17 protein-coding genes and 2 tRNA genes are annotated in these 18,481 nt (G+C 73.9%); 9 read left to right on the top strand and 10 right to left on the bottom strand.

The window, feature by feature from the left end:
- The first annotated feature begins 4 nt into the window (after positions 1-4).
- The gene (trmB, locus tag ACK8HX_RS15330) at positions 5-685 is read left to right on the top strand and encodes a tRNA (guanosine(46)-N7)-methyltransferase TrmB (RefSeq protein ID WP_411941593.1); all 681 of its coding nucleotides are present in this window, start codon (positions 5-7) and stop codon (positions 683-685) included.
- A gap of 224 nt (positions 686-909) precedes the next feature.
- Here the strand turns inward: trmB and ACK8HX_RS15325 are convergent.
- A tRNA-Pro gene (locus tag ACK8HX_RS15325) sits at positions 910-983 on the bottom strand.
- 100 nt (positions 984-1,083) lie between these two features.
- On the opposite strand from ACK8HX_RS15325, the gene ACK8HX_RS15320 reads away from it, so the two are divergent.
- Positions 1,084-1,157: transfer RNA gene (locus ACK8HX_RS15320), tRNA-Gly, on the top strand.
- Between the two features lie 34 nt (positions 1,158-1,191).
- Here ACK8HX_RS15320 and ACK8HX_RS15315 read toward each other — a convergent pair.
- Both ACK8HX_RS15315 and ACK8HX_RS15310 read right to left on the bottom strand, forming a co-directional pair.
- A complete protein-coding gene (locus ACK8HX_RS15315) occupies positions 1,192-2,166 on the bottom strand; it encodes a DUF389 domain-containing protein (protein ID WP_411941592.1) in 975 nt (324 codons plus the stop codon).
- A gap of 104 nt (positions 2,167-2,270) precedes the next feature.
- Positions 2,271-3,293, bottom strand: a complete 1,023-nt coding sequence (locus tag ACK8HX_RS15310; RefSeq protein WP_411941591.1) for a zinc metalloprotease — start codon at positions 3,291-3,293, stop codon at positions 2,271-2,273.
- Between the two features lie 256 nt (positions 3,294-3,549).
- Between ACK8HX_RS15310 and tig the strand changes: the two genes are divergently transcribed.
- Positions 3,550-4,896 carry a trigger factor gene (tig, locus tag ACK8HX_RS15305; RefSeq protein WP_411941590.1) on the top strand — a complete coding sequence of 449 codons (1,347 nt, stop codon included), beginning with the start codon at positions 3,550-3,552 and terminating at the stop codon, positions 4,894-4,896.
- Between the two features lie 59 nt (positions 4,897-4,955).
- Here the strand turns inward: tig and ACK8HX_RS15300 are convergent, their stop codons facing one another.
- A complete protein-coding gene (locus ACK8HX_RS15300; RefSeq protein WP_411941589.1) occupies positions 4,956-6,038 on the bottom strand; it encodes a LacI family DNA-binding transcriptional regulator in 1,083 nt (360 codons plus the stop codon).
- Between the two features lie 212 nt (positions 6,039-6,250).
- Here ACK8HX_RS15300 and ACK8HX_RS15295 point away from each other — a divergent pair, with 212 nt between their 5' ends.
- The 5 genes from ACK8HX_RS15295 (at position 6,251) to clpX (ending at position 11,244) form a co-directional block, all read left to right on the top strand.
- Positions 6,251-7,489, top strand: a complete 1,239-nt coding sequence (locus ACK8HX_RS15295) for an MFS transporter (RefSeq protein WP_411941588.1) — start codon at positions 6,251-6,253, stop codon at positions 7,487-7,489.
- 257 nt (positions 7,490-7,746) lie between these two features.
- Positions 7,747-8,370 carry an ATP-dependent Clp protease proteolytic subunit gene (locus ACK8HX_RS15290; protein WP_411941587.1) on the top strand — a complete coding sequence of 208 codons (624 nt, stop codon included), beginning with the start codon at positions 7,747-7,749 and terminating at the stop codon, positions 8,368-8,370.
- Between the two features lie 29 nt (positions 8,371-8,399).
- Positions 8,400-9,044, top strand: coding sequence for an ATP-dependent Clp protease proteolytic subunit (locus tag ACK8HX_RS15285; RefSeq protein WP_411941586.1), 645 nt, complete (start codon positions 8,400-8,402; stop codon positions 9,042-9,044).
- Between the two features lie 369 nt (positions 9,045-9,413).
- Entirely contained in the window at positions 9,414-9,821 is a 408-nt protein-coding gene (locus tag ACK8HX_RS15280; RefSeq protein WP_411941585.1) for a hypothetical protein, read from the top strand.
- A 136-nt stretch (positions 9,822-9,957) separates the two neighbouring features.
- Positions 9,958-11,244 carry an ATP-dependent Clp protease ATP-binding subunit ClpX gene (gene clpX, locus ACK8HX_RS15275; protein ID WP_411941584.1) on the top strand — a complete coding sequence of 429 codons (1,287 nt, stop codon included), beginning with the start codon at positions 9,958-9,960 and terminating at the stop codon, positions 11,242-11,244.
- Positions 11,245-11,278: 34 nt separating this feature from the next.
- Here clpX and ACK8HX_RS15270 read toward each other — a convergent pair whose 3' ends face one another.
- From ACK8HX_RS15270 to ACK8HX_RS15250, 5 genes are read right to left on the bottom strand one after another with little or no spacing between them, the layout of a single operon-like run.
- On the bottom strand, positions 11,279-11,809 hold the full coding sequence (locus ACK8HX_RS15270) for a hypothetical protein (RefSeq protein ID WP_411941583.1): 531 nt from the start codon (positions 11,807-11,809) through the stop codon (positions 11,279-11,281).
- Entirely contained in the window at positions 11,806-13,149 is a 1,344-nt protein-coding gene (locus ACK8HX_RS15265; RefSeq protein WP_411941582.1) for a DUF58 domain-containing protein, read from the bottom strand. The genes ACK8HX_RS15270 and ACK8HX_RS15265 overlap by 4 nt, the downstream gene beginning before the upstream one ends.
- Entirely contained in the window at positions 13,146-14,111 is a 966-nt protein-coding gene (locus ACK8HX_RS15260; RefSeq protein WP_411941581.1) for an AAA family ATPase, read from the bottom strand. Before ACK8HX_RS15260 ends, ACK8HX_RS15265 begins: the two co-directional genes overlap by 4 nt.
- The gene (locus ACK8HX_RS15255; protein ID WP_411941580.1) at positions 14,108-14,572 is read right to left on the bottom strand and encodes a hypothetical protein; all 465 of its coding nucleotides are present in this window, start codon (positions 14,570-14,572) and stop codon (positions 14,108-14,110) included. Before ACK8HX_RS15255 ends, ACK8HX_RS15260 begins: the two co-directional genes overlap by 4 nt.
- The gene (locus ACK8HX_RS15250; protein WP_411941579.1) at positions 14,565-15,305 is read right to left on the bottom strand and encodes a DUF4129 domain-containing protein; all 741 of its coding nucleotides are present in this window, start codon (positions 15,303-15,305) and stop codon (positions 14,565-14,567) included. The genes ACK8HX_RS15255 and ACK8HX_RS15250 overlap by 8 nt, the downstream gene beginning before the upstream one ends.
- Positions 15,306-15,372: 67 nt before the next feature.
- On the opposite strand from ACK8HX_RS15250, the gene ACK8HX_RS15245 reads away from it, so the two are divergent.
- The gene (locus tag ACK8HX_RS15245; protein WP_411941578.1) at positions 15,373-16,044 is read left to right on the top strand and encodes a hypothetical protein; all 672 of its coding nucleotides are present in this window, start codon (positions 15,373-15,375) and stop codon (positions 16,042-16,044) included.
- Between the two features lie 56 nt (positions 16,045-16,100).
- Here ACK8HX_RS15245 and valS read toward each other — a convergent pair.
- The coding region (gene valS / locus ACK8HX_RS15240) for a valine--tRNA ligase (RefSeq protein WP_411941577.1) at positions 16,101-18,481 on the bottom strand (2,381 nt) is incomplete at its 5' end.

The following is an 18,481-nucleotide window of genomic DNA, read 5'->3' as shown; positions in this document are numbered from 1 at the left end:
CACCGTGGGTTCCGACCCGCTCCTCGACCACGCACCCCGCGAGGGCGTGCGCACCTTCACCCCCCGCTGGCGCAACAGCCCCCTCACCGACGAACGGATGGCGACGCTGCTCCCGTCGCGCTCGCTGCCCGACGGCCCGCTCGTGCCGCAGGAGGCGTTCGGGCGCGTCGGGCCGGTCGTGCTCGAGATCGGCTCGGGCCACGGCGCGGCCGCCATCGCGTTCTGCAGGGCGCACCCGGAGGCCGACCTCGTCACCGTCGAGGTCCACGTGCCCGGGGTGGCGAGGATGCTCGCGGCCGCCGAGTCCGCCGGCGTGCGCAACCTCTGGGTCCATCCCGGGGACGCGATGCCGTTCGTCACCGACCGGGTGGCGGAGGGGTCGCTCGCCGCCGTGCACCTCTTCTTCCCCGACCCCTGGCCGAAGAAGAAGCACGCCAAGCGGCGGTTCGTGCAGCAGCACACCCTCTCGCTGCTCGCGTCGCGGCTGGTCCCCGGCGGCGTGCTGCGGTTCGCCACGGACCACGCCGTCCACGCCGAGCACGTCCGCGACCAGCTGGCCCACCACGGCCGCTGGGACGTCGTCGAGGGGGAGCGCCCGCCGTGGCGCCCCGACGACGGGTTCGAGGCCAAGGGCGTGCGGGCCGGTCGCGCGGTCACCGAGCTCACCGCCACCCTCCGCTCCTGACCCGCCGACCCCGCTGGCTCGAGGTGAAGGACGACCCGCTGACGGTCGGATCCCACCGCGAACGGCTCGACCTCCGTGGAGGGCCTCCGGAAGGTCAGAGGTCGGTCGGCGTAGCCGGACGCCGCCGGAGGGGCCTCCGCTCCTTCGTCGCGGTGCCCCCTCCGGCTCCCTGCATCCGGCGTACCCCGGCGTCGGCGCAGTGCGCTTCGCGCACTGGCCGATCGTCGGGGTAGCCGGATTTGAACCGGCGGCCTTCCGCTCCCAAAGCGGACGCGCTACCAACCTGCGCCATACCCCGATGACGCGCACCGGACCGGTCGACGAGGTGTCGGATTTCGGATCCCGCGAGCGCGCGCCCTAGGCTATCGCTGCCCTCGCGGTGCACGCCGACGAGGTGCGCGGGTGTAGCTCAATGGTAGAGCCCCAGTCTTCCAAACTGGCTACGCGGGTTCGATTCCCGTCACCCGCTCCACCGACCCCGGTGGGGTCGCCCCCGGGAGGGCGCCTCACTCCGGGGGCCGGCCCACCACGGGCCGGCGGCGCAGCATCGTGACCCGGCGCGCCGGCACCCTCGACCACACGGCCCGTTGCAGCGCGAGCGTCGCCCAGCCCGCGACCGCCATCCCGGTGAGGTTGAGACCGAGCTGCGCCAGGCTCCCCGTCACCTCGTGCCACGCCGCGAAGGCCGCCCCCAGCGAGACGTTCGCCGCGGCAGGGACCGTCGTCACGGAGATGAACACCCCGGACAGCCCGCCCGTGCGCGCCGACGTCACCGACAGCACGCCGGCCGCGGCCGCGATGACCGCGACGATGAAGCTCCACCGGTCGGGGGTGTAGATGAACGCCGTGTTGGGCCGTTCGCCGACGATGTCCTCGTACGTGACCCAGCCGAAGACCCGGCCGGCGACGCCCGCGACGAAGGTGGCCGCCATCCCGGCGAGGAAGCCGAGGACGAGCGTCCGGGCGGCGATGGCGAACAGCTGCCCCTTGCGGCGGACCAGGGCGACCCCGAGGGCGGCGATCGGCCCGAACTCGGGGCCGAGGACCATGGCGCCGATGACGAGGATCGGGGAGTCGAGGACGATCGCGATCCCGGCGATGAGCGTGGCGAGGACCATGAAGGTCGTGTACGTCCAGTTGAGCTCGGAGTCGGCGTAGGCGCGGTTCCCGACCTCGGTCCAGACCACCGCGTCGGCACTGGCCCCGGGTGCCTCGGCCTCGGCGTCGAAGGCGGGGCGCGAGAGCCAGGTCTCGACCGGCTCCACCCGGATCGCCCCCTCCCGGTGGACGCCGAGCCCGCGCAGCGCCTCGATGACGGGGTTGGCACCCTCGCGCGCGACGTCGGCCGTCACGACGTCGCCGGGCGGGATGACCGAGGCGCCGCGCATGACGGCCAGCCCGGTGACCTGGTCGGCGCCCTCGAGCACGGCGAGGACGTCGTCGGTCAGGTCGGCGGGGACCGAGATGCGCAGCGACAGCACGGCCCCAGTCTGCCCCCAGCAGGGTCGGGGCGGCCGCGACGCGCGAAGGGCCCCGGACGGCGAGGTCCGGGGCCCGTCGCGGCGTCAGCGGCCGGAGGGGGCGGTCAGCGCTTCGCGCCGGTCCCGCTCGCGCGGAAGGCGACCCACGCGTCGCTCATCCGCTCGGCCTGCCCGTTCGTGAACAGGTCCATGCAGGAGTCCTGCGTGTAGTCCATGAAGTTGCGGATCGGGTCCAGGCCCTCGGCGGGGCAGGTGTCCGCGCCCTCGGGGCAGTTGAACTGCGGCTGCGCCTCCTTGGGGGTGTCGGCGACGTAGTCGCCCGCGGCCGAGCAGCCGTGGGCGAAGGTGTGCTCGAGCATGAGCCAGTGGCCGACCTCGTGGGTCAGGGTGTCGCCGAGGCCGTACTTCCACGGCTTCGTGGGGTCGTCGGGGTTGACCCCGCCGGGCATCGACTCGTCGAGGAGGACGACGCCGTCGATGAAGCCACGGCCGTTGTTGTAGCCCTTCGGGAAGTACGCCCACCCGAGGAGCCCGCCGCCGATGTTCGCGGCGTAGACGTTGAGGGTGCGCGAGTCGCCCTCGTGGAGCTCGGCCTTCATGTCGCGCTCGGTCTTGCCGGGGGTCACGGTGTACCACGTGGGGTTGACGGTCCACGTCGTCTTCGCGAGCTCGAAGCGGAACGGGGTGTCGGCGGCCTCGCCGGGCGCGGTGGCACCGGAGAAGGAGTTGTTGAGCACCGTCATCTGGTCGGCGATGAGCCGGTTCCACCGGGCCTTCTCGGCGTCGGTGAACTCGTCCTCGCCGATCATGTGGAACACGGTCTCCACGGTCACCGCGCCGTCGCCGAGGTAGGGCGCGTCGGGGAGCACCCCGTAGGCGTTGGCCTCGTTGTCGGGGTAGAGCTTCGGCTCCTTGGCGCCCTTGACGTCGTCGCGGACCTTGGCCGACGTCGACCCGGTGGGCACCTGGCCCGGCGGGCAGTCGACTGCCGAGGTCGTCGTGGCGGGTGCCTCGACCGAGGCGGCGGCGGGGGAGGCGACGCCGGCCGTGCTGAGCGCGAGCGCCGCCGCGGCGGCGACGGCGGCACCCACACCGACCTGGCGTGGGGTGGTGAGCGGGGAAGTCATCGTGGAGGTCCCTCCTGACGGGCGCCCCGGTCCGGGGCACACTGCGGCGGGACGCTACCGGCGCCTGCGACGCGGTGGGGGCTCCGGAGCGCACGGACACGGATTGGGAGGGCTCCGCGCCGCCCGCTAGCATGGGTCCTTGGTGCCGATCCGGAACCGCCCCTCGCGTGCGGCCCGGTCGCGACGCCGGTCCCCAGGGCCGGCCCGCCGGCGCCGGACAGCCGTCCCCGAACCCCCATGGTGTGGAGTGCCCGAAGTGAAGAGTGCCGTCGAGACCATCAGCCCGACCCGGGTCAAGCTCACCGTCGAGGTCCCGTTCGACGAGCTGAAGCCCATGCTCGACGAGGCCTACCGCACGATCGGCTCGCAGGTGCAGGTCCCCGGCTTCCGCAAGGGCAAGGTCCCGAACCGGATCATCGACCAGCGCGTCGGCCGTGGCGCCGTCATCCAGGAGGCCGTCAACGAGGCCCTCCCGAAGTTCTTCGCCGAGGCCGCGGAGGCCGAGAACGTCCGCGCCATCGGCCAGCCCGAGGTCGACGTCACCGCCGTCCCGATCGAGGACGGCCAGGACCTCGAGTTCACCGTCGAGACCGACGTCCGGCCCGAGGTCGAGCTCCCCGAGCTCGAGGGCATCGCCGTCGAGGTCGAGCCGGCCCAGGCGTCCGAGGAGGACGTCGAGGAGCGCCTCACCACGCTGCGCGAGCGCTTCGGCACCCTCGTCGGTGTCGAGCGCGCCGTCGAGGACGGCGACTTCGTCTCCATCGACCTGCGCGCCGAGATCGACGGCGAGGAGATCGACTCCGTCTCCGGCGTCTCCTACGAGGTCGGCACCAAGAACATGCTCGAGGGCATGGACGAGGCGCTGCTCGGGATGACCGCGGGCGAGACCAGGACCTTCACCGCCCCGCTCGCCGGTGGCGACCGGGAGGGCCAGGACGCCGAGTGCACCGTCACCGTACAGTCGGTCAAGGTCCGCGAGCTCCCCGAGCTCGACGACGAGTTCGCCCAGCTGGCCTCGGAGTTCGACACCCTCGACGAGCTGCGCGCCGACGTCACCCGGCAGGCCGACCAGGCCAAGAAGTACGAGCAGGGCATCGCCGCGCGCGACAAGCTCCTCGAGCACCTCCTCGACACCGTCGAGATCCCCGTCCCCGACGGCATCGTCGAGGCCGAGGTCCACAGCCACCTCGAGGGCGAGAACCGCCTCGAGGACGACGAGCACCGCGCCGAGGTCCAGGAGAGCACGCGCAAGGCGCTCAAGGCCCAGTTCCTCCTCGACGCCATCGCCGAGAAGCTCGAGGTCCGCGTCGAGCAGCCCGAGCTCATCGAGTACCTCGTGATGTCGGCGCAGCAGTACGGCATGGACCCCAACCAGTTCGCGCAGGCGGTCGACCAGCAGGGCCAGATCCCCTCGATGGTCCAGGAGGTCGCCCGCCGCAAGGCGCTCGCCGCCGTCCTCGACCGCGCGAAGGTCACGGACACCGACGGCACCGCCATCGACCTCGACGAGCTCGTGCCGCAGGCCGGGTCGGTCGAGGCGGTCGAGCCGGCCGAGGACGCCACCGACGCTGCCGACGAGGCCGAGGAGACCGCGAAGGCCTGAGCCCTCCCGCACGGTTCGAGACCCCGCCCGCGCCCCGGCGCGAGCGGGGTCTCGTCGTGTCAGGCCGGGGGAGGGGCGCTCGTCGTCCCGACGCGCAGCGAGACGGGGAAGGGCTCGTCGCCGACCGGCAGGCCGTCGAGGGCGCGGCGCACCAGGGCCCCGAGCGCCCGGCCCTTGTCGGTGCCCGGCTGGAGGACGGTCGTCAGCGTGTGGTCGAGCCACGGCAGGTCGACCCCGTCGAACCCGGTGACGGTGACGTCCTCCGGCACGCGCAGCCCGAGCGACTCCGCGGCCCGCACCGCCCCGGCCGCGAGGAGGTCGGCCTGGGCCACGATCGCCGTCGGGCGCTCGTGGACGGGCACGTCGAGCAGGAGGAGAGCGGCCTCGCGGCCGGCCTCGACGGTGAGGTCGCGCGCCTGGACGACCGGGGCGTCCGGTCCCGCGACCGCACGGAACCCGCGCACGCGCCCGGCGGCGTCCGGGTAGTGGGCGGCCGTGACGTCCTCCTCGGTCACCGACCGGGTCTCGGCGCCGGGGGAGAGGTGCATCGACAGGTGCGCCACGCGACGGTGGCCGAGGTCGAGGACGTGGCGCGTCGTCAGCCCGATCGCCGCCTCCTCGTCGGTGAGGACGTGCGCCACCTCGGCCCGCTGCGGGGCACCGCTGCCGACGAGGGGGACGCCGCGGGCGACGAGCGGGTCGACGAGGGGGTTCTCGGCCGCGCCGCAGAGGGGGAAGACCACGGCGTCGACGGCGATGGTGGCCAGCTGGGCGACGGCGCGGTCGGGGTCGTCGACCGGCTGGGCGACGAGGAGCATCGAGCGCCCGGCGGCGTCGAGCTCCTGCGCCAGGCCGTCGAGCACCCCCAGGGCGAAGGGGTCGTGGAAGGCGCTGCCGAGGCGGCCCTCGACGACGACGGCCACCGTTCCGACCCGGCCCTGGCGCAGGGAGCTGGCGAGCGGGTCGGGACCGGTCCAGCCGAGGTCGGCCGCGGCCTCCCGCACGCGCTCGGCCGTCGCCACGGCGACGGGGCCCTTGCCGCTGAAGACGAGCGACGCCGTCGAGGTCGACACGCCGGCGCGCCCGGCGACGTCGCGCAGGGTGGGGCGTCGGTCGGGGCGCGGTTGACGGGGGGCGGCCACGGGTGACACCATAGTCGAATCGATTCGATCGAATCGATTCGACGGTAGTCTCGACCGTCGCCCCGGCCGCAGCGGGAACGTCGACCGGGCCCGTCGAGCCCACCGGACCGCATCGAACCGCCGACCCGAGGACGAGCGCCGTGGCCCCGACCGTGCCCGACCCGCCCTCCGCGCGCCCCGCGCCACCACGACACCCCGAAGGACAGCCACCGGTGACCGCCGCCCCGACCACGACCTCGCCCCCCGCCCTCCCGCGCGCCACCGTGACGGGAGCGCGCACCGCCGTCTTCGTCGTCTTCGCGCTGGCGGGCCTCGTCTTCGCCTCGTGGGCGTCGCGCATCGCGGACACCAAGTCCCTCCTCGGCCTGACCCTCGGCGAGCTCGGGCTCGTCCTCCTGGCGATGAGTGCCGGGTCGGTGAGCGGCCTGCCGCTCGCCGGCCGGGTCAGCGAGCGGATCGGGGCGGCCCGCACGGTGCTCGTCGGCGGCGGCGTGTCGCTGACGGGGCTCCTGCTCGTCGCGGTCGTCGTCGACACCACCGGGCCCCGGCCGCTGCTCGCCGCGGGGCTGTACCTCCTCGGCTTCGGCGTCGGTCTCTGGGACGTCGCGATGAACCTCGAGGGCGCGGCGGTCGAGCACGCGCTCGGCACGTCGGTCATGCCCCACTTCCACGCCGCGTTCAGTGGCGGCACCGTCCTCTCCGCGCTCATCGGGGCGGGGATGTCCAAGGCCGAGGTGCCGCTGCTCGCGCACTTCGCCGCGGCCGCCGCGATCACCGCGGGCCTGGGCCTGTGGGCCCTGCGCTCCTTCCTCCCGCGCGCGGTGGAGGAGGCCGAGCACGCCGACGCCGCCCCCGGGCCCGTGGAGCGGGGCCGGTCGGCCTGGCTCGAGCCGCGCACCCTCCTCATCGGCGTCGTCGTCTTCGCCGCCGCGGCGACGGAGGGGACGGCGAACGACTGGCTCTCGGTCGCGTTCGTCGACGGCCACGAGCTCGAGGAGTGGCAGGGCGTCCTCGGGTTCGCGACCTTCCTCACCTTCATGACGGTCGGGCGCCTGCTCGGGACCCGCCTGCTCGACACCCACGGCCGCGTCCCGGTCCTGCGGGTCAGCTTCGCCCTGGCCGTCGCGGGTGCGGCGCTCGTCATCTTCGGCTCGGACTGGATGGCGTTCGTCGGCGCCGCCGTGTGGGGCGTCGGTGCGGCCCTCGGCTTCCCGGTCGGGATGAGCGCCTCCGCCGACGACCCGCAGCGGGCTGCGGCCCGGATGTCGGTCGTCGCGACGATCGGGTACGTCGCCTTCATCGCCGGCCCGCCCCTGCTCGGCTTCCTCGGCGACCGCGTGGGCGTGCTGCACTCCCTCCTCGTCGTCGGCGCCCTCGCCATCCTCGCCCTGAGCGTCGTCCCCTCGGTCCGCGAGCCCGACGCGCGGCCGCGCACCGCCGCGTCCGCCTGACCACGCCGAGGCTCTCCCTCCGCCCACGGCCGGACCTACCGCCTGGTCAGTGTCGCGATCGCGACACTGACCAGGCGGTAGGTCGCGGCAGGCTCCCGTGACGGGGTGCGGAGCCGGGGGGCGGCGGGGGCAGGAGGCGCGGTTCCGGGGTGTTGTGCTCACGGCGAACACGGCGCCGACCGGGGAGTGGGGTGCCGGAACCGGGCGTTAGGGTCACTGACAAGAAGCACCCGATTCGAGCGAGGAGCGTCTCCAGCGTGACCAGCACCGAGATCGTCGCCGCCGGCCCGGGCCCCCAGGCCGGTCTGGACGACCACATCTACAACCGACTCCTCAAGGAGCGGATCATCTTCCTCGGCTCCGACGTCCGCGACGACAACGCGAACGCGATCTGCGCCCAGATGCTGCTCCTCGCCGCGGAGGACCCCGAGAAGGACATCTGGCTCTACATCAACAGCCCCGGTGGCTCGGTCACCGCGGGCATGGCGATCTTCGACGTCATGCAGTGGATCCCCAACGACGTCGCCACCGTCGCCATGGGCATGGCCGCGTCGATGGGGCAGTTCCTCCTGTCGGCGGGCGAGCCCGGCAAGCGCTACGCCACCCCGCACGCCCGGGTGATGATGCACCAGCCCTCGGGCGGTATCGGCGGCACGGCGTCCGACATCAAGATCCAGGCCGAGCAGCTGCTCCACATCAAGAAGCAGATGGCCGAGCTCATCGCGCAGCACACGGGTCAGACCGTCGAGCAGATCGAGGCCGACTCCGACCGCGACCGGTGGTTCACCGCCGAGGAGGCCAAGGAGTACGGCTTCGTCGACCAGGTCATCACCAAGGCGACGATGGCCGGCGCCGGGGTCGACAACCCGGTGACCTCCTGACCACGGCCGAGACGACGCGAGAGAGAGACATGAACGCAGACCTGACCGGCCGCCTCCACGTGCCCGGCCCCAGCAGCCGCTACATCCTGCCGCAGTTCGAGGAGCGCACCTCCTACGGGATGAAGCGCCTCGACCCCTACACGAAGCTGTTCGAGGACCGCATCATCTTCCTCGGCGTGCAGGTCGACGACGCGTCCGCCGACGACGTCATCGCCCAGCTCATCGTGCTGGAGTCCCAGGACCCCGACCGCGACATCCTCATGTACATCAACAGCCCCGGTGGCTCGTTCACGGCGATGACCGCGATCTACGACACGATGCAGTACATCCGCCCCGACGTGCAGACCTTCGTCATCGGGCAGGCGGCCTCCGCGGCGGCCGTGCTCCTCGGCGCGGGCGCCAAGGGCAAGCGCTTCGCCCTGCCGAACAGCCGGGTCCTCATCCACCAGCCGGCGATCGAGGGCACGGGGGGCATGGCGTCCGACCTCGAGATCCACGCCAACGAGATCATCCGCATGCGCGAGTGGCTGGAGGAGACCATCGCCAAGCACTCCGGCCGCGAGGTCGACCTCGTCCGCAAGGACATCGAGCGCGACAAGATCCTCTCGGCCGAGGCCGCCAAGGAGTACGGGCTCATCGACGAGGTGCTCGGCTCGCGCAAGGCCTCCAGCTGACGCCGGGCCGTCCTGTCCGCACGACGCCGACGCCGCCCGCGCCCACCGAGGTGCGGGCGGCGTCGTCGCGCCACGGTCCGAGTGGCGTCGGTCGTCACCGGGTGACCGGCACGCGGGTCGCGCGACACCGCTGCGGGCCCCGGTGGAACCGATGGGGCGCGCGTCCCGTCGCAGCGGCATGCCCCGCCTGCTGACCCGTGGTGCCGTCGTCGCCGCCCTGACGCTCGTGGGACTCGCCACCGCCTCCGCCACCTCGTGCAGCGCCTGTTCGTGTGCCGCACCCCTCACGCCGGTCGAGGCCGCCGCGGCCGCCGACGCGGTCTTCGTCGGCACCTTCACCGGAACCCGGGGAGCGCGGTCCCGGGCGGGGTGTTCTCGAGCAGCGACCTCGTCGCGAAGCGCTTCGAGGTGAGCGAGGTCCGCAAGGGCGAGGCCTCCGCGGTCACCGAGGTCCTCACCGCCGCGTCGGGCGCCTCCTGCGGGCTCGAGGTCGTGGAGGGGAGGACGTACGTGGTCGTGGCGCGCGCCTCGGCCCAGGGTCTGCGCGCCGACCTGTGCGGCGGAACCCGCGAGCACGTCGTGGCCAGTGGGGAGCTCGACCTGGTCGGGCCAGCCCGCGAGCCGTCCGGCGGTGAGCGGGTGGCGGAGGTGCCGCTCGTGGGCGCGGGCGCCCGGGACGTCCTCGGCTCCCCGCTCCTCTGGGGCCCGGTCGCCGCGGCGTCCGCGCTGGTCACCCTCGGTCTCCTCGCCCTCCGGCGACGCCGCCTCGCCCGCTGAGAGCCCTCACGCGCCCCGTTGCGCTGACAGCGGACAAGCGCGACTCGCCCGCCCGCTCGGGGATTCAATGGGGACAGCCGGGCACCTCGACAGGTAGCGTCGGCCACGTCCGTCCGAGGCGAGGAGAGGTGCATCCGTGGCACGCGTGGGTGAGACCAGCGACCTGCTGAAGTGCTCCTTCTGCGGCAAATCGCAGAAGCAGGTCAAGAAGCTCATCGCCGGCCCCGGCGTCTACATCTGCGACGAGTGCATCGACCTGTGCAACGAGATCATCGAGGAGGAGCTCGCCGAGTCCTCCGAGCTGGGCCTGGACGAGCTGCCCAAGCCGCGCGAGATCTTCGACTTCCTCGAGCAGTACGTCATCGGTCAGGACGTCGCGAAGAAGGCCCTCGCCGTCGCGGTCTACAACCACTACAAGCGCATCCAGGCGGGTGAGTCGGCCCTCGGCAAGAAGGACCCCGACCACGTCGACATCGCCAAGTCGAACATCCTCCTCATCGGACCCACGGGCTGCGGCAAGACCTACCTCGCCCAGACCCTCGCGAAGATGCTCAACGTCCCGTTCGCCATCGCCGACGCGACAGCGCTCACCGAGGCCGGCTACGTCGGCGAGGACGTCGAGAACATCCTCCTCAAGCTGATCCAGGCCGCCGACTACGACGTCAAGAAGGCCGAGACGGGGATCATCTACATCGACGAGGTCGACAAGATCGCCCGCAAGTCGGAGAACCCGTCGATCACCAGGGACGTCTCCGGTGAGGGCGTGCAGCAGGCGCTGCTGAAGATCCTCGAGGGCACCACGGCGTCGGTGCCGCCTCAGGGCGGGCGCAAGCACCCCCACCAGGAGTTCATCCAGATCGACACGACGAACGTGCTGTTCATCGTCGGTGGGGCCTTCGCCGGGCTCGAGAAGCTCATCGAGTCGCGCAACGGCAAGAAGGGGCTCGGCTTCGGCTCCGAGCTGCACACGCCCAAGGACCTCGCCGAGAGCATCCACGAGGTCATGCCCGAGGACCTCATGAAGTTCGGGCTCATCCCCGAGTTCATCGGCCGCCTCCCCGTCATCACGACCGTCGCGCCCCTCGACAACGCCTCGCTCGTGCGCATCCTCACCGAGCCGCGCAACGCCCTCGTCAAGCAGTACCAGAAGATGTTCGACATCGACGGCGTGGCCCTCGAGTTCACCGACGACGCCGTCGAGGCCGTCGCCGACCAGGCCCTCGCCCGGGGCACGGGCGCCCGCGGCCTGCGCGCCATCATGGAGGAGGTCCTCCTCCCCGTGATGTTCGACGTCCCCTCCGACGACGAGATCGCCAAGGTCGTCGTGAGCCGCGAGGTCGTCCTCGAGAACGTCAACCCGACGATCGTCCGTCACGACGACGAGACGGGCCGCAAGCGCGCCCCGCGCAAGCGCTCCGCCTGACCTTCGAGCGCGCCGGGCGCCACCACCGGCGCCGTCAACCGCGGCGCGTCGCCTCCCGCACGGTCCACGCCATCGCCGCGACGAGGGCGAGGGCGCCCGCCGCCACCCACGGACCCCATGCCGACGGCGTCAGCGACAGCGCCGCACCGGCACCGGCCGCGGCCACCCCGAGCAGCGTTAGCGCCGCGCCCTGGGCGAGCCAGCGCCGCAGCGTCTCGCGGGGCAGGGCCGCCCGGACGGGCCACGCCGCGAGGAGCGCGAGGGCCAGGTGCGTCGCGAGGACGGCCGTCCCCACGGCCGCGGCGAGCGCCCACCCGCGCAGGTCGCCGGGCGCGCCGGACGGCACCGTCGCCGCCAGGACCTGCACGAGGAGCAGCCCGAGCGCGGCGTGCCCGCCCGGGCGGCGCAGCGCGAGCAGGGTGAACAGCGCCAGGGCGCCGGCCGCGAAGGGGACGAAGCCGGCGATCGCCGCGCCGCCCGCGAGCAGGACGACGACGTCGGCCACGACGACGGTGGCGACCGCGGTGCGCCGCCACGTGCGGCTCTCGACCGCCGCGGCGCTCATCGGGCCCCCACCCGGGGGGCGCGCGCCCGGCGGCCCACGCCGCGCAGGACGACGTCGAGGGACCCGGGGCCCCGCCACGCGATGACGGGCACGCCGGCCGTCGCACACCGGCGGGCCTCCCGCTCGCGTTCCAGCAGCCGCAGGCGCCAGACGAGACGGGCCGTTCGGGCGTCATCGAGGCCCGTCATGGACCGCAGGACCGCGGCGGGTGCCTCGCCGCCGGAGAGCGCGGGCGGCAGGGTGTCGACGACGATGACGTCGTGCCCGCTGCGGGAGAGCCGCACCGCGTGCGCGAGGGGTTCGGGCGACACGAGCGCCGACAGCAGGACCACGAGGGCGCCCGGGGGCACGGGGCGGGCGAGCTGTGCGCGCATGGCGCGCTCCTCGCCGACGGTCCCGCGGCTGGGCTCGGCCCGTCCGAGGCCGAGGAGGACGCGGGCCAGCTGGTGGTGGCCACCGACGGCGGGCACCTCGACGTGGCCGGCACCACCGAGGACGGACAGGCCGACCCGGTCGCCCGTGGAGAGGTAGTGGGCGGCCAGCGCCCCCGCGGCCTCGACCGCGACGTCGAGGCTCGTGCGGTGCCCGGCCTCGCGGTCCCGGTCGCCGAGGTCGCGGACGGCGTCGACGACGAGGCGGACCTCGGCGTCCTGGTCGGCGTGGGTCGTCGTGACGTGGAGGTGGCCGGTGCGCAGCGACACCGGCCAGTGGATGCGCCGGAGCCGGTCGCCGGTCCGGAAGGCACGGATGTCGGCGAGCTCGGTGCCGCTGCCGGGCTGCCGTGAGCGGTGCTGCCCGACGAGGCCGACCGGGTGCGGCAGGCCCGCCCGTGAGGTGAAGGTGCCCGGCGTCGGCACGGTGGCGACGGCCTCGACGCGCTGCTCGGGCCACTGCCACACGAAGGAGGCGAAGTCGCCGAGGGCGCCGACCTGGGCCGGACCCAGCCGGCGCGAGCCCCACCGGTCGCTCCGGGCGACGACCGCGAGCGCAGCCGTCGCGGCCCCGGTCGCGGCGCCGGCGACGTGGCCGTGGGCCGGCCGGGTCGTCGTCCAGAGGTCGCCGGGCAGGTGTCCGACCACGTCGCGCAGCCCGGGGACCGCCTCGACGTCGACCCGCCACGCCGACTCCTCACCCTCGGTGACGAGCCGGCGGTCGACCCGGCTCCACGTCCGGGGGTCGCTGCTCGGACGGGTGACGAGCGACCACACGACGAGCCCGACGAGCGGCACGACCGCCACGACGACGTCGGCCCGACCGAGGGTGGCGCCCGCGACGAGGAGGACGAGGCCGACGACGGCCGCCCGGCCGAGCGCCCGGGTCGGGCGCCAGCGCGAGGTCACGACGCGCGCACCTGCGTCCGGGGCGTCGGCACGGTGCGGAGCAGGTCGGCGACGATGCTCGCCGAGGACACCTCGCTCATCCACAGCTCGGGTCGGACGACGACGCGGTGCTCGAGGACGGAGGGTGCGACGGCCTTGACGTCGTCGGGGGTGAGGTAGTCGCGTCCCCGGATGACGGCGTACGCCCGGCCGACGAGGAGGAGGGCGAGGGAGCCACGCGGGGAGGCTCCCATGAGGGCGTGCTCGTGCTCGCGGCTGGCCCGGGCCAGCGCCACGCAGTACCGGCCGACCTCGGGCGCCACCGTGACGTCCTCCATCGTCGCCTGGAGCTCGAGCAGCTCGGCGGCGTCGACGACCTGGCGTGCCGTGGCCTCCTCGCGTCGCCGCTCCATCCGCCGGCCGAGGACCTCCCACTCGTCCTCGGCGCCCGGGTAGCCGAACGCCACGCGGACGAGGAAGCGGTCGAGCTGGGCCTCGGGCAGGGGGTAGGTCCCCTCGTACTCGACGGGGTTGGCCGTGGCGAGGACGTGGAAGGGCCGGGGGAGGGCGAAGGTCTGGCCCTCGACCGTCACCTGGTGCTCCTGCATCGCCTCGAGGAGGGCGGCCTGGGTCTTCGGGGGCGTCCGGTTGATCTCGTCGGCGAGGAGCAGCCCGGTGAACACCGGTCCGCGCCGGAACTCGAAGCGGGCCTGCCCCTGGTCGTAGACGAAGGAGCCGGTGAGGTCCGAGGGGAGCAGGTCCGGGGTGAACTGGGCCCGCGTGAAGTCCAGGCCCAGGGCTGCCGCGAAGGTGCGGGCCGCCAGGGTCTTGCCGAGTCCGGGGAAGTCCTCCATGAGGACGTGCCCGCCGGCGAGGATGCCGGCGAGGACGACCTCGGTGGCGGCGCGCTTGCCGACGACGACGGTGTCGACCTCGTCGAGGATCGCGGTGACCCGCCGGTGGGCGGTGGGGATGTCGGTCACGGGGACTCCTTCGGGGAGAGGGCTTCGAGCTCGGTCACGAGGGCGTCGACCTCGTCGGTCGAGAGGGATCGGGGAGGCCCGGCGAGGTACGCCGCGAGCCGGCTGTCCTCCGGGAGGCCGCGCGGGGCCCGGTCGGCGGCGACGGCGCCGAGCACCTCGTGGAGGCGCGCCACGGCCTCGTCATCGCCCTTCGCGGGGGCCAGGAGGCGCCGGATGGCCGCGATCCCCGGCTCCGGCACGACCTCGTCGGCCCGGCCCGGACGCCAGTCCCAGTCGATGCCGTCGGGGCGGAGCAGCGGCGGCAGCCCGATGACGAACGCGGCGATGAGGGCGACGGACGCGGCGGCGAGCAGCGCCACGGGGCCGCGGGCCAGGACGAGGACGACGACGAGCACGAGCAGCGCACCGGTGAGCAGCCAGGAGCGGCGGCCGCCCGAGGCCGGGCGTCGGGGGTCAGCCACGGGCCCCGGCTCCCGGCACCGTCGCCGTGGCGAGCCGGACGGCCGCCTCGAGGTCGCGGTAGGCGGCGGCGGCCCGTGCCCGGTCGGCCTCGGTGAGCTCGTGGCGTGACCAGCGGGCCTCGCGGTAGAGCGCCGCGAGCCCGCGGACCGTCGCGTCGTCGACGTCGAACCGCCGCAGCACGTCGAGGGTCACCTCGGTCGACGTGCGGGAGGACGCCAGCGGCACCTTCGCCGTGTGGAGGGCCGCCTCGAGGTGGGCCCAGGCCGCGATGACGCCCTCCGCCGGAGTGCCCGCGGACAGCGCCGCGAGCCGGTCGTCGGAGCCGCGGGCCACGGCGACCGCGAGCGCCTCGAGGTCGAGGTCTGGGGCCTCGTCGGCCGGTGGGGCCGGGCGGTCGCGGGTCGCGACGAACGCCTTGACGACGAGCACGAGGCACACGAGGAGGATCGCGGCGAGCATCGCGACGACGGCGTACCCGAGGATCCCCTCGAGGACCGAGGCCCCCTCGCGAGGACCCCGGTACGCGTTGCCGAGCATCTCGCTGACGGTCGGGTTCTCGGTGTCGTCGTAGCCCTGCTGGTCCGACGGTCCGCCGAACACGGCGCCGGACACGGTGCCGGGCGGTCGGGGGACGGCGGAGGCCCACAGCGCGACGAGCACCGCCAGCGCGCCGACGAGCAGGACCCCCCGGGGCCGGCGGAGCCGGAGCAGCAGGGCACGGACGTCGAGCACGGGACACACCCAACCACATGCAGTGCTGGCCCTGACGCCGTGGAGCGGTGACGATGGGGTCGTGGTCATGGCCTACCGACTCCGCGCCGGCGACACCGGACCCGTCCAGCAGTCGCCCGTGACGTGCGGCTCGGCCTGCCTCACCGTCGCCCGGATGCTCGTCGACCCGCTCTTCGCCTCGTGGGTCCGCACGGGCCTGCCCCGCCTGCCCGGGTCACCGTCCGGGAGCACCGAGGCCGAGCGGTTCGCGGCCTACGAGCGGGTCGTCATGCGCCGCACCAACGCCCTGTACACGCCGGGGCAGCCGCTCAACGTGCCGTGGCCGCGCGGCCTCGGGACCCCGCCGTGGGGGGCGCGGCGCGAGCTCGAGCTGGGAGCCGCCCGGCGGGGCACCACGTACACCGTCGACGTCATGCGCTCCGGCGGCGAGGACGCGCTCGTCGCGGCCTTCGACCTCCTCGTCGACGTCGTCGGCGACGGCGAGCCGGCCCTGCTCTACGTCGGCAACCGGCTGCTCCCGCGGCACGTCGTCCTCGTCCTCCCCGGCGACGGCGACCGGATGCTCGACGTCTACGACCCCGGCAGCGGCCGGGTCGACCACCTGCGCCGCGACACGATGGTCCAGCGCAGGCTGCGGCTCAGCGGGTGGGACGTCCCGTGGATCGCGGTGCGCCCGGTCGGGCTGCGGCCGGTGCGTGTCGGCGCGTACGCCACGGAGCTCGGCCCGGCCCCGGCGTAGGGCCCGCCCGACCCCGCACGCGCGGACGGGGGTGGGCGTGGGCGGCGGCCTCGGGATCAGGCGGTGGGCTTGGCGACCGGGACCAGCTCGATGTCGCGGGCGGCGACCTCCTCGCCCGCGGCGAGGTCGAGGCTGCCGGTCAGCTTGCCCGCGGCCCGCAGGTCGCCCTCCGCCGCACGCAGGTGCGCGAGCGCGGCCTCGGGGCCGACGAGGGTGAGCCGGGGGACCTCGGCGCGCATGCCGACCTTGGCCTCGGACTTCGCCTTGCGGACCGCGGCGAGGGCGGCCCCGACCGAGGCGAGAAGGGCGGCGTCACCGCCGGCAGGCAGCTCGTCGACGGTCGGCCAGCTCGCCCGGTGCACCGAGTCGCCGGGCTCGTGGGTCCACGACCAGACCTCCTCGGTGACGTAGGGGAGGACCGGTGCGAGGAGCCGGAGGACGACGTCGAGGGCGATCCGCAGCGTGGCCCGCGCGCTGGCGGCGGCCTCCTCGCCGTGCCCGCCGTAGGCGCGGTCCTTGACGAGCTCGAGGTAGTCGTCGCAGAACGACCAGAACCACTGCTCGGTGACCTCGAGGGCGCGCGTGAAGTCCCAGGCCTCGAACCCGGCCGTGGCGCGGGCGACGACGTCGCGCAGCCCGGCGAGGAGGGCGAGGTCGATCGGCTCGGTGACCTGCGACGCGAGGTCGCCCCGCACGTCGCCGAAGGACAGCGCGAACTTGCTCGCGTTGAGGACCTTGATGGCGAGGCGCCGGCCGACCTTGATCTGACCGGTGTCGTAGGCGGCGTCGGTGCCGAGGCGCCCGCTGGCGGCCCAGTAGCGGACGGCGTCGGCGGAGTGCTCCTTGAGCAGGTCCTCCGGGGTGACGACGTTGCCGCGCGACTTGCTCATCTTCTTGCGGTCGGGGTCCAGGATCCAGCCGCTGATGGCGGCGTCGGTCCACGGGACCGAGCCGTGCTCGAAGTGGGCGCGCACCACGGTGGAGAACAGCCAGGTGCGGATGATGTCGTGCCCCTGGGGGCGCACGTCAAAGGGAAAGACCTTCTCCCACAGCGGTTCCGAACCCTCGGCGCCATCGAACCGTCGCCATCCGCCCGCGATCTGGGGGGACAGCGACGACGTGGCCCACGTGTCGAAGATGTCGGGGTCGCCGACGAAGCCGCCGGGGACACCGCGCTGGTCCTCGGTGTACCCGGCCGGGGGGTTGGCCGCGGGGTCGACGGGCAGCGACGCCTCGTCGGGGACGATCGGGGTGTCGTACACCGGCTCCCCGTCGGCGTCGACCGGGTACCAGACCGGGATCGGCACGCCGAAGAACCGCTGGCGCGACACGAGCCAGTCGCCGTTGAGGCCGCTGACCCAGTTGGCGTAGCGCGAGCGCATGAACGCCGGGTGGAAGTCGATCTCCTCGCCACGGGCGACGAGCGCCGCGTTGAGGTCGGCGTCGCGGCCCCCGTTGCGGATGTACCACTGGCGGGAGGTGACGATCTCGAGGGGCTTCTCGCCACGCTCGTAGAAGTTCGCCATCCGCTTGGTGGGGGTCGGCTCGCCCTCGAGGTCGCCGGACTCGCGCAGCGCCGCGACGACCGCCTCGCGGGCGCCGAACGCGGTCTTCCCGGCCAGGCCTTCGGTCCACAGCGCCTCGCCGGCGGTGCCGACGAGCCACTCGGGGACCTCGGTCTGCAGGCGGCCGCTGCGCGTGATGACCGACCGGGTCGGCAGGCGCAGCTCACGCCACCACAGCACGTCGGTGAGGTCGCCGAAGGTGCAGCACATCGCGATGCCGGCGCCCTTGTCCATCTCGGCGGCCGGGTGGGCCAGCACCGGCACCTCCACCCCGAACAGGGGCGTCGTGACGGTGCTGCCGAACAGTGGCTGGTAGCGCTCGTCGTCGGGGTGGGCGATGAGGGCGACGCAGCTGGGGATGAGCTCGGGGCGCGTGGTCTCGATGTGGACGGGGCCGCCGCCGTCGGTGCGGTGGAACGCGACGCGGTGGTAGTGGCCCGGGTAGTCGCGGGCCTCGAGCTCGGCCTGGGCGACCGCGGTCTGGAAGGTGACGTCCCACAGTCCCGGCGCCTCGGCCTGGTAGGCCTCGCCGCGGGCGAGGTTGCGCAGGAACGCCTGCTGCGCGGTGGCGCGCGAGTGGTCGTCGATGGTGCGGTAGGTGATCGTCCAGTCGTAGCTGTGGCCGATGCGGCGGAACAGCGACTCGAACGCCTCCTCGTCCTTGACCGTCAGCTCGTCGCACAGCTCGATGAAGTTCTGCCGCGAGATCGGGAGCTCGTCGGCGGCCTTGGTGCTACGGGCGTCCCCGCGGAACGGCGGCTCGAAGCCGGGGTCGTGGTGGAGCGAGGCGTCGCCGCGGACGCCGTAGTAGTTCTGCACCCGCTTCTCGGTGGGCAGCCCGTTGTCGTCCCAGCCGATCGGGTAGAAGACGT

Origin of the sequence: Oryzobacter faecalis (assembly GCF_046764005.1) — a bacterium.
GTDB classification, from domain to species: Bacteria; Actinomycetota; Actinomycetes; order Actinomycetales; family Dermatophilaceae; genus Oryzobacter; species Oryzobacter faecalis.
This window is presented reverse-complemented; position numbering and strand designations above follow the sequence as displayed.